The organism is Streptomyces acidicola (assembly GCF_009377235.1).
Classification (GTDB): Bacteria; Actinomycetota; Actinomycetes; order Streptomycetales; family Streptomycetaceae; genus Streptomyces; species Streptomyces acidicola.
The window spans coordinates 1-16,921 of sequence record NZ_VMNX01000111.1 but is presented as its reverse complement, the minus strand read 5'-3'; the positions used below and the strand labels follow the sequence as shown (position 1 = coordinate 16,921).

The following is a 16,921-nucleotide window of genomic DNA, read 5'->3' as shown; positions in this document are numbered from 1 at the left end:
CCCGCTGCCTACCGTGCCCAGTGACCGATCGGCCCTGCCTTCGTTCCCCCGTACGGGGGACTCCCCACGGCAATCCTGATCTGAACCGAGGTGTACGCCCATGGTGGCCCCGCCGGACAACGACGTGCTCTGGGCACACGGCCTGACCCACACCCACGATGGCTCGCCCGCCCTCCACGGCGTGTCGATCGGCGTCCGCGAGGGCGAGATCCTCGCGGTCAGCGGCCCGCGCGGCAGCGGCAAGACCACGCTCCTGCGCTGCCTTTCGGGACAGGTGCTGCCGCAGCAGGGCGAGGTGTGGTTCAACAGCACACCCGTACACACCATGCGGCCGCACACCCGTGAGCGACTGCGCCGGGAGCGCTTCGGCTGGATCGACCCCGAGCCGGCCCTCGTCCCCGAACTGACCGCCTGGGAGAACGCTGCCCTGCCGCTGATGCTGCGCGGCACCGGCCGCCGGGCCGCCAAGACGGCCGCGCTGGAGTGGCTGGAGCGCCTGGACATCGGCGGCTGCGCCCGCAAGCGCCCGCACGCCCTGCTGTACTCCGAGCGCCAGCGCGTGGTCGTCGCCCGCGCGCTGGTCGGCTCCCCCACCGTGCTGTTCGCGGACGAGCCGACCGCGCCGCTGCACCGCGCCGAGTGCGCCCACGTCCTGCGGACCCTCGCGGCGGCGGCCCGTTCGCACCGGATCACGGTCGTCCTCGCCACCACGTGCGCGGAGACCGCCGCGCTCGCCGACCGTACGGTGTCGCTGCTCGACGGACGGCGCGTGCACTCCGTCAGCCTGCCCCAGGCCTCCGGGACGGAGGGCCGGGCCGCGTGCTCGCTCTCCGTCTAGCCCGCGGCGCCCCACCGGCCGTCCACCTGCGCCGCCTGCTGGTCACGGCGGCGTCGGCGGGCACGGGTTTCCTGCTGCTGTGCGCGCTGGGGCACGCGCTGGCGCACCCCGACGCGCCCGCTGGTTCCGTACTGCGGCTCGTGTGGTGCGGGGTGCCGCTGGCGGCCGCGGTGTACTTCGCGGTGGCGGTCGCCCGTACGGACCCGGGGACGCGTCCCCGCCCGGGCCTCGCGGCGATCGGCCTCGGCCCGGGCCGTCTGATGGCCGTCTCGGCGCTGACGACGGCCCTGTCCACCACGCTCGGCTCGCTGCTCGCCCTGCTGTACTTCCTCCTGCTGCGCGGTGACCTGACGGGTTTCCCCCTCGACGGCACCGCCCCGGACACCCTGGCCGCGGACCACCCCCTACCTCTCCCGGCAGCGCTGACACTGCTGTTGCTGGTCCCGCTGCTCGCCTCGCTGACGACCGCGCTGATGCTGCGCCCCCGGGGTGGCGCACCAGGACGCGCGGTGCAGTCGGACGGACTCCAGCGCAAGGAGATGGGGCGGTCCGCGGAACACCCGGCTGCCTCCGCGCGGCCGGAGGTGCAAGGCCCGGCGAACCGCCGGCACCGGAACAGGGAGCACTCGGCCGCGGCCCGGCACCAAGACGTGGAACACCCGGTCGGCCCCGACCACGAGGCCCCTGAACACGTCGCCGCCCCCGACCCCGAAGACGCCGAGCACCCGGCCGCCCCGCAGCGCCCGAAGGGCGAACACCCGGCCGCCGCCCAGCACCAGGAGACCCGGCAGCCGGGCGCCCACGGCACCCACGCCGACACCACCGCCCAAGCCGACATCCGCGCGCGCGCCCAAACCCGCGCCGAGCGTGGCAACACCGGCTCGCACGCCCTCTCCGAGGCGCTGGCGCTGGAGGCGTCCGGCTCGTACGCCCCGGCGCCCGGGACCGTCCAGGAGTCCGACCCCTACCGCTCCACCGCTCCCCGGCCCGCCCCCGGCGGCCTCACCTGGGGGATGGCCGTACTCGCCGCCGGACTCGCCTTCGAGATGTACGCGAGCCGTTCCGGTCCCGCCCCCGGCCTCGCGATCCCCGGCTCCGCGAACAGCCCGGCCGGAGTGCTCGGCGGCTGGACGCTCACGGCACTCGGGCTGATCCTCGCCGGGCCGGGGCTGACCCATCTGTGCGCGCTGCTGTTGCAGGCCGTACGGCCGGGGGCGCTGCGGTTGCTCGCCGGGCGCATCCTGCAGGAGGAGGCGCGCCGGATCGGGCGCCCCCTCGGTGTGGTGTGCGCGGTGGCCTCGGGCGCGTACGCCATGGCCACGCTGCAGTCCGGGGCGCGCCTCGACATGGGCCCGCTGACGGTGCTGGGCGCGGTCCTGGTCACCGGCTGCACGCTCCTCACGCTGGCGACGGCGGCGATCGAGGCGCGAAACACGCGCACGGCAACCGTTGCGGCCCTCCTGCGCCTGGGCGCGCCCGCGGCCGTGCTGCGCTCCGCGGCCCTGCTCCGCGCGGCCCTCCTGCTCGCCGTGTTCGGCTCGCTCACCTGGACGGTCGCGGCGCTCGCGGCCACGCCCCTGGCTCCCTGACCGACACCGCCGAGGGCGCCCGGACGCCGTAAGAGGGCCCGCCCGTGAGTCGGCTGCGCCGTCGCCGGAGAGCCGCCGCAAAGCGGACGGTGAGCCGGCGGAAAGCCGACAGAAAGGCCGACGGAAAGGCCGCTGGGAAGCCACCGGGAAGCCGCAGAAAGTCGTACGAAAAAATCCGCGAATCAGCGATGAGTTCCGCGCGGCACCACGGTCCACCCCCCGAACGGATCGACACCGATGGGAGAGACCGCGCATGTACCAGCAGATGATCTTCGTGAACCTGCCCGTGAGCGACCTGGACACCTCGAAGAAGTTCTTCACGGAGCTCGGCTACACGATCAACCCGCAGTTCAGCGACGACAACGCCGCCTGTGTGGTGATCAGTGACACGATCTTCGCCATGCTGCTGACCAAGCCGTTCTACCAGGGCTTCACGAAGAAGCAGATCGCGGACTCGGCCAAGACCAGCGAGGTGATGCTGTGTCTGAGTGCTCAGAGCCGCGAGAAGGTGGACGAGCTCGTCGACAGGGCGATCGGGGCAGGCGGCTCGGCGACCGGGGACACCCAGGACCAGGGCTTCATGTACAGCCGCGCCTTCGACGACCCGGACGGCCACACCTGGGAGGTCGTGTGGATGGACCCGGCGGCGGTCCAGGGCTGAGCACGCCTTGGCCGCGGTGGGCACGGGCCCTGCCCTCCGGGCGGACGGCGGGGAGTGCGACGACGGGGCCTAGCATGGGCGGGTGCAGACGAGCCCCGCCCACGCAGCCCACCACAACGACCGTGAGATCGAGACGCTGGAGGAGTTCGACGCCACCGTCTCGGCCCGCGGCACACTCGCCGGATTTCGCGTCCAGGGCGTGGATCTGACGGACCGTACAAGGGAGTTGCTCGCCACGGACACCACCGGCTCCGTCTTCCTCGGCTGCCCCATGCGGGAGAACGCCGAGGCGAAGATACGCACCGACGGCGCCCTGGTCTTCCCGCCCGTCCCTGACCTGCCCTTCGATCCCTACCGCGGTCATGTCTACACACCCGACGAGCTGTTCGCCTCGCTCGACAAGGGCTACGAGGAGACACCGGACGCCTTCGCGTACGCCTGGTTCCAGCGCACCAGGGCCGACGGCGACATCTACGCGTCGATGCTGCGCGCCGTCCACGACGACTCCGTCTCCGACGCCCTCGACGAACTCCTGTGCGGGGCACGGGTGGTGGGGGTGATGGGCGGCCACGCGATGGCGCGCGGCACGGAGGCGTACGAGGGCGCCGCCCGGCTCGGCCGCGCGCTGGCCCGCGCCGGTTTCACGGTGGCGACGGGCGGCGGCCCGGGCGCGATGGAGGCGGCGAACCTCGGTGCGTACGCGGCCCCGTACGACGAGGCCATGCTGGAGGAGGCCTGCCGGCTCGTCGGGAAGGCGCCCTCGTTCACGCCGTCGATCACCGAATGGGCGCGGTGCGCGTTCGAGGTGCGTGCCCGCTGGCCGAAGGGCAACACCTCGGTCGGCATCCCCACCTGGTTCTACGGCCACGAGCCGCCGAACGTCTTCGCCTCCCACATCGCCAAGTACTTCGCCAACGCGACCCGCGAGGACGGTCTGCTGGCCCGCTCGAACGCGGGCGTCGTCTTCCTGCCCGGCGCCGCCGGCACGGTCCAGGAGATCTTCGACAACGCGACCCCGAACTACTACGAGTCCCGCGGCGAACCCACTCCCATGGTCCTGGTGGACCGCGCCCACTGGACGGACCGCCTCCCCGCCTGGCCCCTGTTGAAGTCGCTGGCCCGGGAACGGTCGATGGAATCCCGGATCGCGTTGGTGGACCACGTCGAGGAGGCGCCGGAGGCCCTCGCACGTCTCGGCGGTTGAACGGCACGGCTGTTAATGAGCGGGCAAAGCCAACTGCGGTGATGCGTCGCCGGATTGACAGTACTTATGGCGCGCTTATAAACCTGTGAACCACATAGGGTTACAGCTGTCACAGCTGTGGCCCGAACCCCCCGCATTTCCCTTGAAGGGCAACCGTGTCCATATCTCCGCGCACCGCACGCTCGGTGCGGTTCCTGGGTGTTGTCTCCGCGTCCGTGGCACTTGTGCTCGGCGTCGCGAGCAACGCAATGGCCTGCAGCATCCGTGACTTCTCGGCCAAGGCCGAGTGCGACGCCGACGGCAAGGGCGTCATCAGCGTCACCGACGTGGACCCCACGGGCGTCACCGCCGAGGTCTCCGTCTACCTGGAGAACAACGGCGCGGACGAGCGGATGGTCGGAACCCGGACCATCGAGAACTCGACGGCCAAGGGCGTCACGGTCACGTTCTCGGAGGACTGGGAGCCGAACGCCGAGTACCGCATCCACATCAAGGCCAAGGGCTACGTCGACGAGGACATCAAGCCGAACCTGACCACGCCGTCCGAGGCGTGCGAGCAGGAAGAGGACAACCCGCCGGCGCCGGAGAACCCGAAGCCGTCGGACAAGCCGTCCACCCCGGCCGACACCGACACCGACACACCGGCGCCGTCGGAGTCCGAGAGCGCCACCCCGGAGCCCGCCGGGGACGGCAACAGCCCGTCGCCCGAGGGTGACTCGAACCTCGCCGAGACCGGTGCCGACTCCAACACCCCGGTGATCGCCGGGATCGCCGCCGCCTTCCTGGCGGTCGGAGCTGGCGCCATCCACTACAGCACGCGCCGCCGCGGGGCCTCGTCCCGCTGAAGGATTCCGGGTCGTACGCCGCGTACGGCCGCTCTCCAGCCGTACGTCACGTACGGCTCCGTGGCCCGTCCCCTCGACCAGGGGGCGGGCCACCGCTGTGCGAGCTCAGCCGAACGTCGCCCGCTCCAGCCAGAAGTCCAGCAGCTCACGATCCCCCAGCACCTCCAGCCGCCCGTCGTCGGGCGGGAGCCGGCGGTAGAAGGCGAGCAGCACCTCGGTGAGCGGTCCGCGCAGCGCCACCGTCGCCTTCTCATGGCCCCGGCGCCAGGCGAGGCCCTCCTCGGTGAGCTCGATGAACCACTCGGCGTTCACACCGTCCGGGGCGTCGGTCGCGTGGAGGTGGATGCTGCGGTGCGGTCCACGCAGCGCGCTCGCGGCGTCGTCCGGCCTCATCCGCTGCACGAACTCGACGATCTGCAGCCACTCGTCGATGGCGTCGGCGGCGATCTCGGGCGCCACCTCGTACGGCAGCCCGGCCGCGAGTGTCGCGTCCGCGCGGTGGATCGTGATCTCGTGGGCCATGCGCCGGGCCCAGAACGCCGTGCTCCGGTCCCAGGCCCAGGTCCACACCGGGGTGTCGGGGCCGGCCGCGCGTATCGCCTCGACGACCGACGCGCCGGTCTCGGCGAGCCATGCGTCCAGTGCGGCCGGGTCGCCCTGTTCCTCGGGACCCTCGGAGTGCGGCACCTCGTCGTCGGGCACCTCGTCCTGCGCCCGTGAGCGGACGATGTGGTCCACCCAGCGCAGCGCCCCTCCCATATGCCGCACCAACTGCTCCAGGGACCAGTCGGGGCAGGTCGGCACGGTCGCCGCGAGGTCCGCGCCGGAGGTCACCACCGCTCTCAGCTGCTGTACCTGTTTGTCGATCTCGTCGCAATAACGGTCATGTCCGAGTGGGGTCATGATCCTGACCCTAGGGCGGAAGGCTTCCCGAGCAGGACGATTTCCGCTGCGTCGAATGCCACACCGACCTCGTCCCCGGGCCCCGGCGCGTCCCGCAGGGCACACGCCGCCTCCAGCCTCGGCGCGTCCTCCGGTTGCAGGTGGACGGCGACATGGGTGCCCCGGAACGTTCGCGCCGCCACGGTGCAGCGCAGCCCCTCCGCGGGCTCCACGAGCCGTACACCCGCGGGCCTGACCAGCAGCGCGGCCGGCCCCTGCGGCGCTCCCTCCGGCACGGGCACCTTGCCCCAGGGCGTGTCCGCGACCTGGCCGCTGACGGTCGCCGCGACCACGTTGTCGAAGCCGAGGAAGCGCGCCACGAACTCGTCCGCCGGCCGCTGCCACACTTCAAGCGGGGTGCCGGACTGGGCGATCCCCCCGTCCCGCATCACCACGACCCGGTCGGCGAGCGCGAAGGCCTCGCCCTGGTCGTGCGTCACGGCGAGCACGGTCGTGCCCAACTCGTGAAATACCTCACGGAGTTCCACGACGAGCCGCTCACGCAGCGACCGGTCCAGCTGACCGAGGGGTTCGTCCAGCATCAGCAGCCTGGGCCTCGGGGCGAGGGCGCGGGCCAGCGCGACGCGCTGCTGCTCGCCGCCGGAGAGGGAGGCCACGGCCCGGCGTTCGGCCCCCGGCAGCCCGACCAGCTCCAGCAACTCCCGGACACGCGCGGCCCGTTCGCCCTTCGCCTCGCCGTGCATCCGCGGCCCGAACGCCACGTTGCCGCCCACATCGCGCTGCGGGAACAGCTGGTGGTCCTGGAACATCAGGCCGACGCCGCGCTTGTGCGCGGGCACGCCCGTCTGGTCCCGCCCGTCGAGCAGCACCCGCCCGCCGGACAGGGGTTGCAGCCCCGCCACCGCCCGGAGCAGCGTCGACTTGCCGCTGCCGCTGGGCCCGAGCACACACACGATCTCGTGTTCAGCGACATCGAGGCCGACGGCGTCGAGCACGGCCCGCCCGCCGAAGCGGACGGTCGCGTCCTCCAGACTCAACAGCATCTAGAACTCCCCGGTCCGGTTGGCGCGCAGCCGCTCCAGCACCAGCAGCGCCACCGCGCACACCACCATCAGAATCGTCGAAAGGGCCATCGCCTGGCCGTAGTTGAGATCACCGGGGCGGCCGAGCAGCCGCGCCACGGCGACCGGCAGCGTCGGGCTGTCGGGCCGCGCGATGAACACCGTCGCCCCGAACTCCCCCAGCGACACGGCGAACGCGAACCCGGCCGCCACCAGCAGCGCCCGTCGCACCATCGGCAGATCGACCTCCCGCCACACTCGCCACGGCGACGCCCCGAGCACGGCCGCCGCCTCCCGCAGCCGTACGTCCACGGCCCGCAGCACGGGCAGCATGGTCCGTACGACGAAGGGGACGCCCACCAGCGCCTGGGCGAGCGGCACGAGAATCCAGGAGGAGCGCAGGTCGAGGGGCGGCTCGTCGAGGGCGATCAGAAAGCCGAAGCCGACGGTCACCGCGGAGACGCCCAGCGGCAGCATCAGCAGCGCGTCGAAGCCGCGGACCAGCCGGCCCGCGTCGCGGCGGGTGAGGGCCGCGGCGGCGAGAGAGCCGATCACCACGGCGATGGCGGTAGCGGCGAGGGCGTACCGCACCGAATTGCCGATCGCCTCGATCGGCGGGACGAGGAAGGTGCCGCCGTCCTCACCACCCAGGGCCCGGTAGTAGCCGAAGTCGGCTGCGCCCAGGGAGCGTTGCACCAGCACGGCGAGCGGCAGCAGGAGCAGGACGACGACGGTGACGAGGACGCCGGCCAGCAGCGCCCACTGCCCGGCGCCGCGCGGGCGCCGGGCCGTCAAGTCCGCGTCGACCAGGCGCAGGGCGGTCTCCCGTCGCCGTACGGTCCAGGCGTGCACGGCGAGGATCGCGACCACGGCCGCGAACTGGACGATCGTGAGCACGGCGGCGGTGGCCAGGTCGAAGATCTCCGAGGTCTGCCGGTAGATCTCCACCTCCAGCGTCGAGAAGGTCGGCCCGCCGAGGATCTGCACCACGCCGAAGGAGGTGAAGGTGAAGAGGAAGACCATCAGCGCGGCGGCGGCCACGGCGGGCGCGAGGGCGGGCAGGGTGACCCTGCGCCAGGCCTTCAGCGACGATGCGCCGAGCATCCGCGCGGCCTCCTCCTGACGCGGGTCCAGCTGGGCCCACAGTCCGCCGACGGTCCGTACGACCACCGCGTAGTTGAAGAAGACGTGGGCCAGCAGGATGGCCCACACGGTCGTGTCCAGCCGTACGCCCCACAGCTCGTCGAGGAGCCCGCCGCGCCCGACGAGGGCCAGGAACGCCGTCCCGACAACAACGGTCGGCAGCACGAACGGGACCGTCACAACCGCCCGCAGCACGTGCTTGCCCGGGAAGTCGAAGCGTGCGAAGACATACGCGCCGGGGAGTGCGATCAGCAGCGTGAGTGCCGTCGAAGCGAGCGCCTGCCAGGTGGTGAACCACAGCACGTGCCGGATGTCGGACTGCGCGACCACGTCCACGATCCGCCCGAACCGCCACGCGCCGTCCACCTTCAGCCCGCGCGCCACGATCGCGGCGACGGGCCAGGCGAAGAACACCGCGAAGAACGCGACGGGCAGGGCCATGAGCCCGAGCCGAGCCGCGCTCCCCGCACGGTTCCCGCCGACGGCTACTTCAGTACGAGTGACGTCCACGACCTGACCCACTGGTCACGGTTGGCGGCGATCTTCGAGGGCGCCATGGTCTCGGGGTCCTTGGCGGCGGGTCCGTACTCGGTGAACTCCTTGGGCACCGACGCCCCCTCGATCACCGGGTGGACGAACATGTTGAGCGGCATGTCCTCCTGGAACTCCTTGCTGATGAGGAAGTCCAGGAACGCCTTGCCGCCCTCGCTGTTCCTGGCGTTGCTGAGCAGCCCCGCGTACTCGATCTGCCGGAAGCAGGTGCCGTACGACACCCCGGTCGGCGCGGTCTCGGGCCTCGGGTCGGCGAAGACGACCTCGGCGGGCGGTGAGGAGGCGTACGAGACGACGAGCGGCCGGTCGGCCTTCGCCTTCCTGCCGCCCGCGGACCCGGAGAACTCCTCGTTGTACGCCTGCTCCCAGCCGTCGACGACCTTCACGCCGTTCGCCTTGAGCTTCTTCCAGTAGTCCTGCCACTTGTCGTCGCCGTACCTGGCGGCGGTCCCGAGCAGGAAGCCGAGGCCGGGCGAGGAGGTGGAGGCGTTCTCGGTGACGAGGAGGTTCTTGTAGTCGGGCTTGACCAGGTCGTCGAAGGAGGAGGGCGGGTTCAGCTTGCGCTTACTGAAGTACGCCTTGTCGTAGTTGATGCATATGTCCCCCGAGTCGACGGGCGTGACCCGGTGCTTGCCCTGGTCGGCCCGGTACTGCGGCCGGATCAGCTCGGCCCCCTTCGCCTCATAGGACTGGAACAGCCCGTTGTCCAACGCGCGGGACAAGAGCGTGTTGTCGACACCGAAGAAGACATCGCCCTGGGGGTTGTCCTTGGTCAGGATGGCCTTGTTGACGGCCTGACCGGCGTCGCCGTCCTTGAGGACCCTGACTTTGTACCCGGTTTCCTTCTCGAACGCCTTCAGGACGTCCTTGGACGCGGCGAAGGAGTTGTGGCTGACGAGGGTGACGGTCTTCGAACCGGAGTCCGAGCCGCCGCTGCCCGAGTCGGACGACCCGCACGCGGACAGCGTGGCCAGACCGAGCCCGAGGGCGGCGGCCACGACCTTCTTGCTGGTACTCACTTGGATTCCTCCTGGGGATGACCAGGAGAAGACGCGGCCCTGCCCGGGATCAACGGACAGCTCCGAGAATCCCGGGCAGGGCGCAACAGCTTGAGTGGTGACCGATCTCCCTACCCAGAATGACCTGGGCGAGGTTCAGAGGGTCTGCGGCCCTTGCCGCACTCTCAGCGCTGTGGCGCTCCCCTGCCGGAATATTGAGATGTACGCGCTCAGATTACCGCTCGGTGGCCGCCAGCTGACCGCAGGCCCCGTCGATCTCCTGCCCACGGGTGTCGCGAATAGTCACGGGCACACCATGCGCGGCGATCGCCTCGACGAACGCCTTCTCGTCCTCGGGCCGCGAGGCGGTCCACTTCGAACCGGGCGTCGGGTTCAACGGAATCAGATTGACGTGCACGGGCCTGCCCTTGAGCAGCCGCCCGAGGCGGTCACCGCGCCACGCCTGGTCGTTGATGTCCCGGATCAGCGCGTACTCGATGGACAGCCGCCGCCCGGACTTCGCCGCGTACTCCCACCCGGCATCCAGCACCTCCCGCACCTTCCACCGCGTGTTGACCGGTACGAGGGTGTCGCGCAGCTCGTCGTCGGGGGCGTGCAGCGAGATGGCGAGACGGCACTTGAAGCCCTCGTCGGAAAACCGGTGAATGGCCGGCACGAGCCCGACGGTGGACACGGTGATCCCCCGCTGGGACAGCCCGAGCCCGTCCGGCTCGGGATCGGTGAGCGCACGAATGGCACCGACGACGCGCTTGTAGTTGGCGAGCGGCTCGCCCATGCCCATGAACACGATGTTGGAGAGCCGCGCCGGACCGCCCGGGATCTCACCGTCCCTCAGGGCCCGCATCCCGTCCACGATCTGGTGCACGATCTCGGCGGTGGACAGATTCCGGTCGAGCCCGGCCTGCCCGGTGGCACAGAACGGGCAGTTCATGCCACACCCGGCCTGCGAGCTGATGCACATGGTGACCCGGTCCGGGTAGCGCATCAGCACGGACTCGACGAGCGTGCCGTCGAAGAGCCGCCACAGGGTCTTGCGGGTCGTCTCCTGGTCCGTGGACAGGTGCCGCACGACCGTCATCAGCTCGGGGAGCAGCGCCTCCCGCAGCTTGGCGCGCGAACCGGCGGGGATGTCGGTCCACTGCTCCGGGTCGTGCGCGTACCGAGCGAAGTAGTGCTGCGACAGCTGCTTCGCACGAAACGGCTTCTCCCCGACCGCGGCCACCGCCTCCTTGCGCTCGGCGGGCGTGAGATCAGCGAGATGCCGCGGCGGCTTCTTGGCTCCGCGCGGCGCGACGAAAGTGAGTTCTCCGGGCTTAGGCATGGCCGTAACAGTGTCGCAGATCGAATCGTGTGACCTGCGGCCGCCGATCTGGACGACTGTCGTCATTGGTCGTCGCCGGTCGCCATTGATCAGCCTCGGACGGCCCACAGACGGCCCAGCCACTGGGGCCTTATCGCGGCCTGCCAACTCATAGTGGTCCCGATGGCGACGATTGTGAACATCGGACTCCCCCAGGTCGGAGCGTGCCCACGTGATCGACGGAGCGACTTTGGCCTGGAGCTGCTTTGGGGCGAGTGATCATGGCCCCGTAAGCTTCCGGCGAGTCGGGCAGTCTGTTGACCTGCCCGTTAAAGCACGACGTTGGGGCCATGATCTTCGAGGCTCGCCCCAAAGTGGCTGGCTAAAGTCGTGGAGTCGATCACCCCAGCCACCCACGATCCCACCCACCACTGCCCGCAGGGTCCGGCAGAGCTCCCAGCCGTCGCGCACCTGCTTTTGGATCAAAGCGTCAGTTGGGTCCCTTGCGGATCATGCGTGTGGCCCCATGGCAGTGCCGCATCCTCAGGTCGAGCCTGGTGGTAGGGCCAAGGTAGGGAATCAGGCTCGGTCCGGTGCATCGACCCTTGGCGGGCCAGAGCGTGAAGCGTGATCACCCCGTGGCAACTTGGGTGGCGCGGGGCCGGGGCCGGGGCGGCGCGGGCCGAAGGCAGGAGCGAAGCCCCGAGTCCCGAGCCCGCGCCGGCCCGCAGTGCGGGCCGGTGGGGTGTGATCTACGCAGCGGCGGCCGGAAAGCCATGGGGCCAGCGCGACCGGATGGCCGAAGACCAAGAGCCCTCCAACCCAGAGCCCGGACGCTGTAGGCCGTGCCCGAGGGGTGGAGGCTCTAGCCCTGGGGGCTGTGGAGCACGGGGGAGCTGAGGTCTCCCGTGGTGGTGCTATCGAGCCCTGTTCTCTCAAGTGCGCGACGGCTGGGAGCTCTGCCGGACCCTGCGGGCTGCGACCTGGTGGGATCACCCCTCCCCCGCCCGGAAGGGCGGGGCTTGATGAGGTAGAGAAACCTGTAACAGCTCCTGACTGATACGCGCCTTGGAACTGGTGACGCCTCCGTGATGACCTGGCAGCTAGTGCAGGCACGAGGGGGGCAGAGTGCAGCCGCTGTCAGAGGACTTGGCACGCAACCGACCGGGCGACGCGGTGCGGCGGAAGATCCAAGAGCTACAGCCGAATCCACTGCTCAGATTGATCGGCCGCTGGGCGCCTGGCTCGGAGATTCGTAGCTGGGCGGACGGACTCACTGGCGAGTGTGTCACCGGCAAGAGGTTGGCCAGGCTTAACAGGCGCGGCTGGTTCACTCTCCATGCTGTTCAGTGGTCAAGCGGCGCAGATATTGACCACCTCGCCATCGGTCCTGCTGGCGTCTTCTCCATCAACTCGAAGCGACACCGAGGAAAGACCGTCTGGTACGGCGACTCCGCCATCACGATCAACGGCGCTTCGACCCGTCATGTCGCCATCAGTCAGTCCGAGGCCCGTCGCGTATCGCGGGCCCTCTCTCGCCGCTGTGGAGTTGAGGTCCCTGTCCGGCCCGTGATCTCGGTGGTGCACGCAGCGAAGCTAACGGTCAAGAACGCGAACGCGCCGGTCCTGGTCCTGGCAGTCGACCAGTTAGATCGCGTCCTCTCGGGCCTGTCGCCGACGCTCTCGGCCGAACAGGTAGCGCACATCTATCGCGTAGCGCGGGAGTCTCGTACCTGGGTGGGGGGCTCCGGCCGTTCGTGACTGACCTGGCCGTTTCAAGCAGACCGCTGGTCGTTGGCGACGAGTCGGCTGGTGAAGCCCTCACGGCACAACCGTTCGTAAGCCTCAAGCACGTCATCCGGTACAGGCTGACTGATCATGAACCCGTGCTCCGGGTAGATCAACAGTCGCTGAAGCGCACCCACGAGCATGTCAATGACCAAGCGAGCGTCCTGGATGGAGTCCACGTAGTCGTTGAACGTCATAGGAGTGGACGCGCTGACGATCTCGACGCCTGGCCAAAGCTTGCGTGCTGTCGCGTAGCTCCGCCTCTCTTCGTACGGCTTGCTGATCAGAAGCACGGAGGACACAGCCACTCCAGCGTCTTCAAGCACAGCTTTGGAGAAGCGGATGTTCTCCCCGGTGTTGCGAGCCTGCGGCTCCACAAGCACAGCTGAGCTAGGAACGCCGAGTTCTAGCGCCCGCTCACGGTAATGGACAGCTTCACCTCTCGGCATACGTTTCCGCGTCGTGGGGCTGGTGGCTCCCGTAAAGACCAGCAACGGAGCCATGCCGCGCCTGTACAGGTCTACTGCCGTGTCAGCCACCCCAAGATCGTGGCTGCCTAGGCCGATCGCGACTGAGCAAGGCTGCGGCGAGTGGCCCATCTGGTGGTAGTCCCACAGTCGTCGCGCGTCGGCCCATGCCTGTATCGAGATCATCACTGCCCTTCCTCGCCCTTCGCTGAGTCCGGGACCTTAAAGTCGTACTCCCAGGCGAAGCGCGATGCTGCATGTACACCGATGGCGAACTCGACCACTGTGCCAGAAGCTGTGTAGGTCGTTCGATGCAACTCGACGACGGGTTCGCCCGGCGGTAGCTGTAGAAGTTTCACCTCGTCGGCAGTGGGCGCCCGAGCGAAAAGCTCTTCCTTCATGTGGTCAATCTCGTAACCCGCGTCATATAGCACCCGGAACCCACCACCTCGGCCAGCGGGCCCCGGAGTCGGGTCCACCAGTCGAGTGCCTTCGACATGCTCGGGTCGGTAGTAGCTGGTCAGCGAGTGCGTTGGCTGGTCCCCTTCCTTCACAAGCCGGGCTCGCGCATATACCTCTGCCCCTTCAGGCAGACCGTGAGCGACCGCGACTGCTGGGGGTGCTGTAACGAGACTGACTCTCTGGGTCTGCTCGTTCCGGCGGTAGCTGCGACCGGAAGCCACACGGTCCGCGATGAACGCCACCTCGTCGCCATCTCGCCACTTGGCCTTGTCGTATCGCGCAATGCCGAGCCGCTTGAGCGGGACCTGCTGTCGTACGACGGTGCCATGCCCCCGAGACGAGGTGACCAGACCCTCAGCTTCAAGAGCCTTGTAGGCCGCGTGGACGGTGGACTTAGAGCCCTCACCGGCCGCGACCAGTTCCCTGATCTGGGGAAGTTGCTGACCCGGCGCATACTCACCGCCCTTGATCTGTGCAGCCAGCTTGTCTGCTAGTTCTCGCCACTTGGGCGTCATCTCGTACCCCTCTCGACAGGACTAAGTCAAACACAGTCCCAGGACTGTTGACAGTCCCAGGACTGCGTGTCACAGTCTTCCTAAGTCGCTCGCAGTCCTAGGACAGCGAGTCGAGGCCCTGCCTTGGGGCTACTCAAACGCATCGACTCAGGGAGTGCTTCATGCCGTCTTTCAAGATCGACACTTCGACCGCCATGGTGTTCGTCGCGACCGCGCCGACGCCGAAGCTCGTCAGCCAGAAGACCGGGGAGCGCGCCATGGACCGGGAGACCGGTGCGGGCCTGTCCACGGTGGGCCTGCTGATCTCGGATGAGGGAGAGGGGAACCTCTACCAGGTGACCATCCCGGAGACGGGTCTCCCCGAGGGTCTGGCGCCGGGCACGCCCGTGCGGGTCGTGGGGCTCAAGGCGCGTGACTGGGAGAACGAGTTCAACGGCCAGAAGCGTCACGGGATCTCGTTCCGCGCGGTCGCGATCACGGCGGCGGCCTGACCATGACCGACCTGCCTACCTGGCTGGAAGTCGGGAGCGTTGCCGCTGGTGCGGGTGTTGGTGGGCTCGGCTACGCGAAGGTACGCGCTCCGCGCGTCTACTGGTCGCTGGTCGGTCTCCCGGCCACCTGGGGCCGGTTCACCTGGACCTACCGCTCCACGATGGAGGTGTGCGGGCTGACGGTGCAGCCGTCCAGCCTGCGGGCCTTCATGACCCGCAACGTCGCCCGCCGTGAGGTCCGCCCGCTGCCGCCGAAGGTCCGCCGCGTGGCGCCTACTTCGGTCGGTCTGCGGGTCACCCTCCGGCTCCCGGCCGGGCTGGAACCCGCGGACGTGGCCGCCTCCTCCGAACGTCTGCGCCACGCGTGGGGTGTGCGGTCGGTGACCGTGGTGGAAACCAAGCCCGGTTTCGTCGAGCTGCGGATGACCGGCTATGACGTGCTCAAGCGGGTGCGGCTGCCTCGCTCGGCTCTGCCCGGTGACCTGGTGGTGCCGGTGGCGCTGCGGGAAGACGGGTCGGTGTTCGAGCGGGACTACCGCAAGGTCCCCATGGCTCTGACCCTGGGTGCGAACCAGTCCGGCAAGTCCATGTATCAGCGCAACCTGATCAAGGGGCTTGCCCGGCTGCCGGTGGGCCTGGTCGGGATCGACTGCAAGCGTGGTGTGGAGCAGAACCGTTACGCGCCCCGCCTGTCCGGCCTGGTCACCACCCCGGACGATGCTGCCCGCCTGCTGGATGCGCTGGTGGGTGAGATGGAAGACCGCTTTGACCTGCTGGCCGAACACGGGGCATCGGACCTGTGGGAACTCCCCGCGGACGTGCGGCCGGTGCCTCTGGTCGTCCTCGTCGACGAGGTGGCAGAGCTTTTCCTGGTGACCGCGAGGAAGGAGGAGGAACGCCGGGACCGCTCGGTGATGCAGATGGTCCGGCTGGGCCAAATGGCCCGCGCGGTCGGGATCTTCCTGGAAGTCTGCGGGCAGCGCTTCGGCTCCGATCTCGGCAAGGGCGCAACCGCGCTACGTGCTCAGCTCACCGGGCGTGTGGTGCACCGCGTCAACGACAAGCAGACGGCTGAGATGGGCTTGGGCGACATCGCCCCCGACGCCGTGATGGCCGTGACCGCGATCGCACCGGACCGCCCCGGTGTGGCGGTGGCCGGTGACACCTCTGGTGGCTGGTCCCGCATCCGCACCCCCGAGGTCTCCTCGGACGAGGTGGTGGCTGTGTGCCGCCAGTTCGCCGGTCTCACCCCGGAGTTGCCGTTCCTGGCCCCGTTCCGGCCGACCGTCCGCCCCGAGCCGGAGCCTGCTCCGCCGCTCGTGAACCCCCGCCCGGTCACCGAGTAACCCCCCGCACTGCTCCGGTCGGCGCGACCGCATCGCGCCAGGTCCCTACCCCAGCCATGCCGGAAGGGAGCACCACCCATGGCGCGCAAGACCAGCAAGCCCCGGACCAAGCCGTGCCCGGTCTGCAAGGGCACCGGAGAGGTCTCCCGCACCGTCCGCGTTGGCCGCAAGCGCCGCACCGTCGGCCAGCAGGCGGGCCTGTGCCTGAACTGCCTGGGCGCGTGCGAGATCCCCGCCGACGACTAAGCCCGCCAGGGGCTGGGGCGGCTGGACATCGATCCCCGCCCCGCCCTGGCCCAATCCCCGAAAGAGGAGGTGAGGACATGACCCGCAAGGTCCGCCCGGACGCCGTACTCGTGCAAGCCGTGATCGCCGGGGCGCTGTCCTTCGCCCACCTGCACGACCTTGCCGAGGCGGCCGGACAGACCGGCTGGAAAGCCTGGGCCTACCCCGTCAGCGTGGACCTGCTGCTGGTCGCCGCGTGGCGACGGCTGCGCACCGATGGTCCGTCGCGGCTGGCCTGGTGCTGGTTCCTGATCGCCCTGGTCGCCTCGCTCGGCGCCAACATCGCCACCGCCGGGCTTCTCGACCTGGAGCAGGTTCCGGCCTGGCTGCGCATCCTCGTCGCGGCGTGGCCCGCGCTGGCGTTCATGGGCGGAACCCTGCTCGCTCATTCTCCCTCGCCCGAGTCGGCCGGGGACCGGGTGCCGGTTCCGCCGGCGCCCGCAGCCCCGGCC

At 69.8% G+C, this 16,921-nt stretch carries 17 protein-coding genes; 10 read left to right on the top strand and 7 right to left on the bottom strand.

The features are described 5' to 3' along the window. Nucleotides 1–100: 100 nt before the first annotated feature. The 5 genes from FPZ41_RS26110 (at nucleotide 101) to FPZ41_RS26090 (ending at nucleotide 5,137) form a co-directional block, all read left to right on the top strand. Nucleotides 101–838 carry an ABC transporter ATP-binding protein gene (locus FPZ41_RS26110; protein WP_131559729.1) on the top strand — a complete coding sequence of 246 codons (738 nt, stop codon included), beginning with the start codon at nucleotides 101–103 and terminating at the stop codon, nucleotides 836–838. Then, nucleotides 820–2,427, top strand: a complete 1,608-nt coding sequence (locus FPZ41_RS26105) for a hypothetical protein (protein WP_322620735.1) — start codon at nucleotides 820–822, stop codon at nucleotides 2,425–2,427. The genes FPZ41_RS26110 and FPZ41_RS26105 overlap by 19 nt, the downstream gene beginning before the upstream one ends. Before the next feature lie 253 nt (nucleotides 2,428–2,680). Next, complete coding sequence (locus tag FPZ41_RS26100) at nucleotides 2,681–3,088, top strand: VOC family protein (RefSeq protein ID WP_152866133.1); 408 nt, start codon at nucleotides 2,681–2,683, stop codon at nucleotides 3,086–3,088. 82 nt (nucleotides 3,089–3,170) lie between these two features. Further along, nucleotides 3,171–4,292: an LOG family protein gene (locus tag FPZ41_RS26095; RefSeq protein ID WP_322620734.1), complete on the top strand. Its 1,122-nt coding sequence runs from the start codon at nucleotides 3,171–3,173 to the stop codon at nucleotides 4,290–4,292. 155 nt (nucleotides 4,293–4,447) lie between these two features. Then, complete coding sequence (locus FPZ41_RS26090) at nucleotides 4,448–5,137, top strand: LAETG motif-containing sortase-dependent surface protein (RefSeq protein WP_322620733.1); 690 nt, start codon at nucleotides 4,448–4,450, stop codon at nucleotides 5,135–5,137. Nucleotides 5,138–5,242: 105 nt separating this feature from the next. On the opposite strand, the gene FPZ41_RS26085 is transcribed toward FPZ41_RS26090, so the two are convergent. The 5 genes from FPZ41_RS26085 to rlmN form a co-directional block, all read right to left on the bottom strand. Further along, nucleotides 5,243–6,040: a maleylpyruvate isomerase family mycothiol-dependent enzyme gene (locus tag FPZ41_RS26085; RefSeq protein ID WP_152866132.1), complete on the bottom strand. Its 798-nt coding sequence runs from the start codon at nucleotides 6,038–6,040 to the stop codon at nucleotides 5,243–5,245. Then, nucleotides 6,037–7,083: an ABC transporter ATP-binding protein gene (locus tag FPZ41_RS26080; RefSeq protein ID WP_152866131.1), complete on the bottom strand. Its 1,047-nt coding sequence runs from the start codon at nucleotides 7,081–7,083 to the stop codon at nucleotides 6,037–6,039. The genes FPZ41_RS26085 and FPZ41_RS26080 overlap by 4 nt, the downstream gene beginning before the upstream one ends. After that, on the bottom strand, nucleotides 7,084–8,685 hold the full coding sequence (locus FPZ41_RS26075; protein WP_152866130.1) for an ABC transporter permease: 1,602 nt from the start codon (nucleotides 8,683–8,685) through the stop codon (nucleotides 7,084–7,086). A gap of 44 nt (nucleotides 8,686–8,729) precedes the next feature. Next, nucleotides 8,730–9,815, bottom strand: a complete 1,086-nt coding sequence (locus FPZ41_RS26070; protein WP_322620732.1) for a thiamine ABC transporter substrate-binding protein — start codon at nucleotides 9,813–9,815, stop codon at nucleotides 8,730–8,732. Between the two features lie 214 nt (nucleotides 9,816–10,029). Beyond that, nucleotides 10,030–11,136 carry a 23S rRNA (adenine(2503)-C(2))-methyltransferase RlmN gene (rlmN, locus tag FPZ41_RS26065; RefSeq protein WP_152866128.1) on the bottom strand — a complete coding sequence of 369 codons (1,107 nt, stop codon included), beginning with the start codon at nucleotides 11,134–11,136 and terminating at the stop codon, nucleotides 10,030–10,032. 1,107 nt (nucleotides 11,137–12,243) lie between these two features. On the opposite strand from rlmN, the gene FPZ41_RS26060 reads away from it, so the two are divergent. After that, a complete protein-coding gene (locus FPZ41_RS26060; protein WP_322620731.1) occupies nucleotides 12,244–12,876 on the top strand; it encodes a nuclease-related domain-containing protein in 633 nt (210 codons plus the stop codon). A 14-nt stretch (nucleotides 12,877–12,890) separates the two neighbouring features. Here FPZ41_RS26060 and FPZ41_RS26055 read toward each other — a convergent pair whose 3' ends face one another. Both FPZ41_RS26055 and FPZ41_RS26050 read right to left on the bottom strand, forming a co-directional pair. Beyond that, nucleotides 12,891–13,556: a YdcF family protein gene (locus FPZ41_RS26055; RefSeq protein ID WP_152866127.1), complete on the bottom strand. Its 666-nt coding sequence runs from the start codon at nucleotides 13,554–13,556 to the stop codon at nucleotides 12,891–12,893. After that, on the bottom strand, nucleotides 13,556–14,347 hold the full coding sequence (locus tag FPZ41_RS26050) for a GntR family transcriptional regulator (protein ID WP_152866126.1): 792 nt from the start codon (nucleotides 14,345–14,347) through the stop codon (nucleotides 13,556–13,558). Before FPZ41_RS26050 ends, FPZ41_RS26055 begins: the two co-directional genes overlap by 1 nt. Before the next feature lie 161 nt (nucleotides 14,348–14,508). Here FPZ41_RS26050 and FPZ41_RS26045 point away from each other — a divergent pair, with 161 nt between their 5' ends. The 4 genes from FPZ41_RS26045 to FPZ41_RS26035 form a co-directional block, all read left to right on the top strand. Then, nucleotides 14,509–14,838 (top strand): SCO3933 family regulatory protein, encoded by a 330-nt coding sequence (locus FPZ41_RS26045; protein ID WP_152866125.1) that lies wholly within the window; start codon nucleotides 14,509–14,511, stop codon nucleotides 14,836–14,838. Nucleotides 14,839–14,840: 2 nt separating this feature from the next. After that, the gene (locus FPZ41_RS26040; RefSeq protein WP_152866124.1) at nucleotides 14,841–16,184 is read left to right on the top strand and encodes an FtsK/SpoIIIE domain-containing protein; all 1,344 of its coding nucleotides are present in this window, start codon (nucleotides 14,841–14,843) and stop codon (nucleotides 16,182–16,184) included. A gap of 78 nt (nucleotides 16,185–16,262) precedes the next feature. Further along, entirely contained in the window at nucleotides 16,263–16,430 is a 168-nt protein-coding gene (locus FPZ41_RS47275) for a hypothetical protein (protein WP_194236221.1), read from the top strand. Between the two features lie 77 nt (nucleotides 16,431–16,507). After that, nucleotides 16,508–16,921 (top strand): DUF2637 domain-containing protein (locus FPZ41_RS26035; protein WP_152866123.1); only part of this gene is annotated, 414 nt, incomplete at its 3' end.

Coding starts and splice junctions, on each gene's coding strand:
- FPZ41_RS26110 (WP_131559729.1), top strand. CDS start 101: ATGGTGGCCCCGCCGGACAACGACGTGCTCTGGGCACACGGCCTGACC.
- FPZ41_RS26100 (WP_152866133.1), top strand. CDS start 2,681: ATGTACCAGCAGATGATCTTCGTGAACCTGCCCGTGAGCGACCTGGAC.
- FPZ41_RS26085 (WP_152866132.1), bottom strand. CDS start 6,040: ATGACCCCACTCGGACATGACCGTTATTGCGACGAGATCGACAAACAG.
- FPZ41_RS26080 (WP_152866131.1), bottom strand. CDS start 7,083: ATGCTGTTGAGTCTGGAGGACGCGACCGTCCGCTTCGGCGGGCGGGCC.
- FPZ41_RS26075 (WP_152866130.1), bottom strand. CDS start 8,685: ATGGCCCTGCCCGTCGCGTTCTTCGCGGTGTTCTTCGCCTGGCCCGTC.
- rlmN (WP_152866128.1), bottom strand. CDS start 11,136: ATGCCTAAGCCCGGAGAACTCACTTTCGTCGCGCCGCGCGGAGCCAAG.
- FPZ41_RS26055 (WP_152866127.1), bottom strand. CDS start 13,556: ATGATCTCGATACAGGCATGGGCCGACGCGCGACGACTGTGGGACTAC.
- FPZ41_RS26050 (WP_152866126.1), bottom strand. CDS start 14,347: ATGACGCCCAAGTGGCGAGAACTAGCAGACAAGCTGGCTGCACAGATC.
- FPZ41_RS26045 (WP_152866125.1), top strand. CDS start 14,509: ATGCCGTCTTTCAAGATCGACACTTCGACCGCCATGGTGTTCGTCGCG.
- FPZ41_RS26040 (WP_152866124.1), top strand. CDS start 14,841: ATGACCGACCTGCCTACCTGGCTGGAAGTCGGGAGCGTTGCCGCTGGT.
- FPZ41_RS47275 (WP_194236221.1), top strand. CDS start 16,263: ATGGCGCGCAAGACCAGCAAGCCCCGGACCAAGCCGTGCCCGGTCTGC.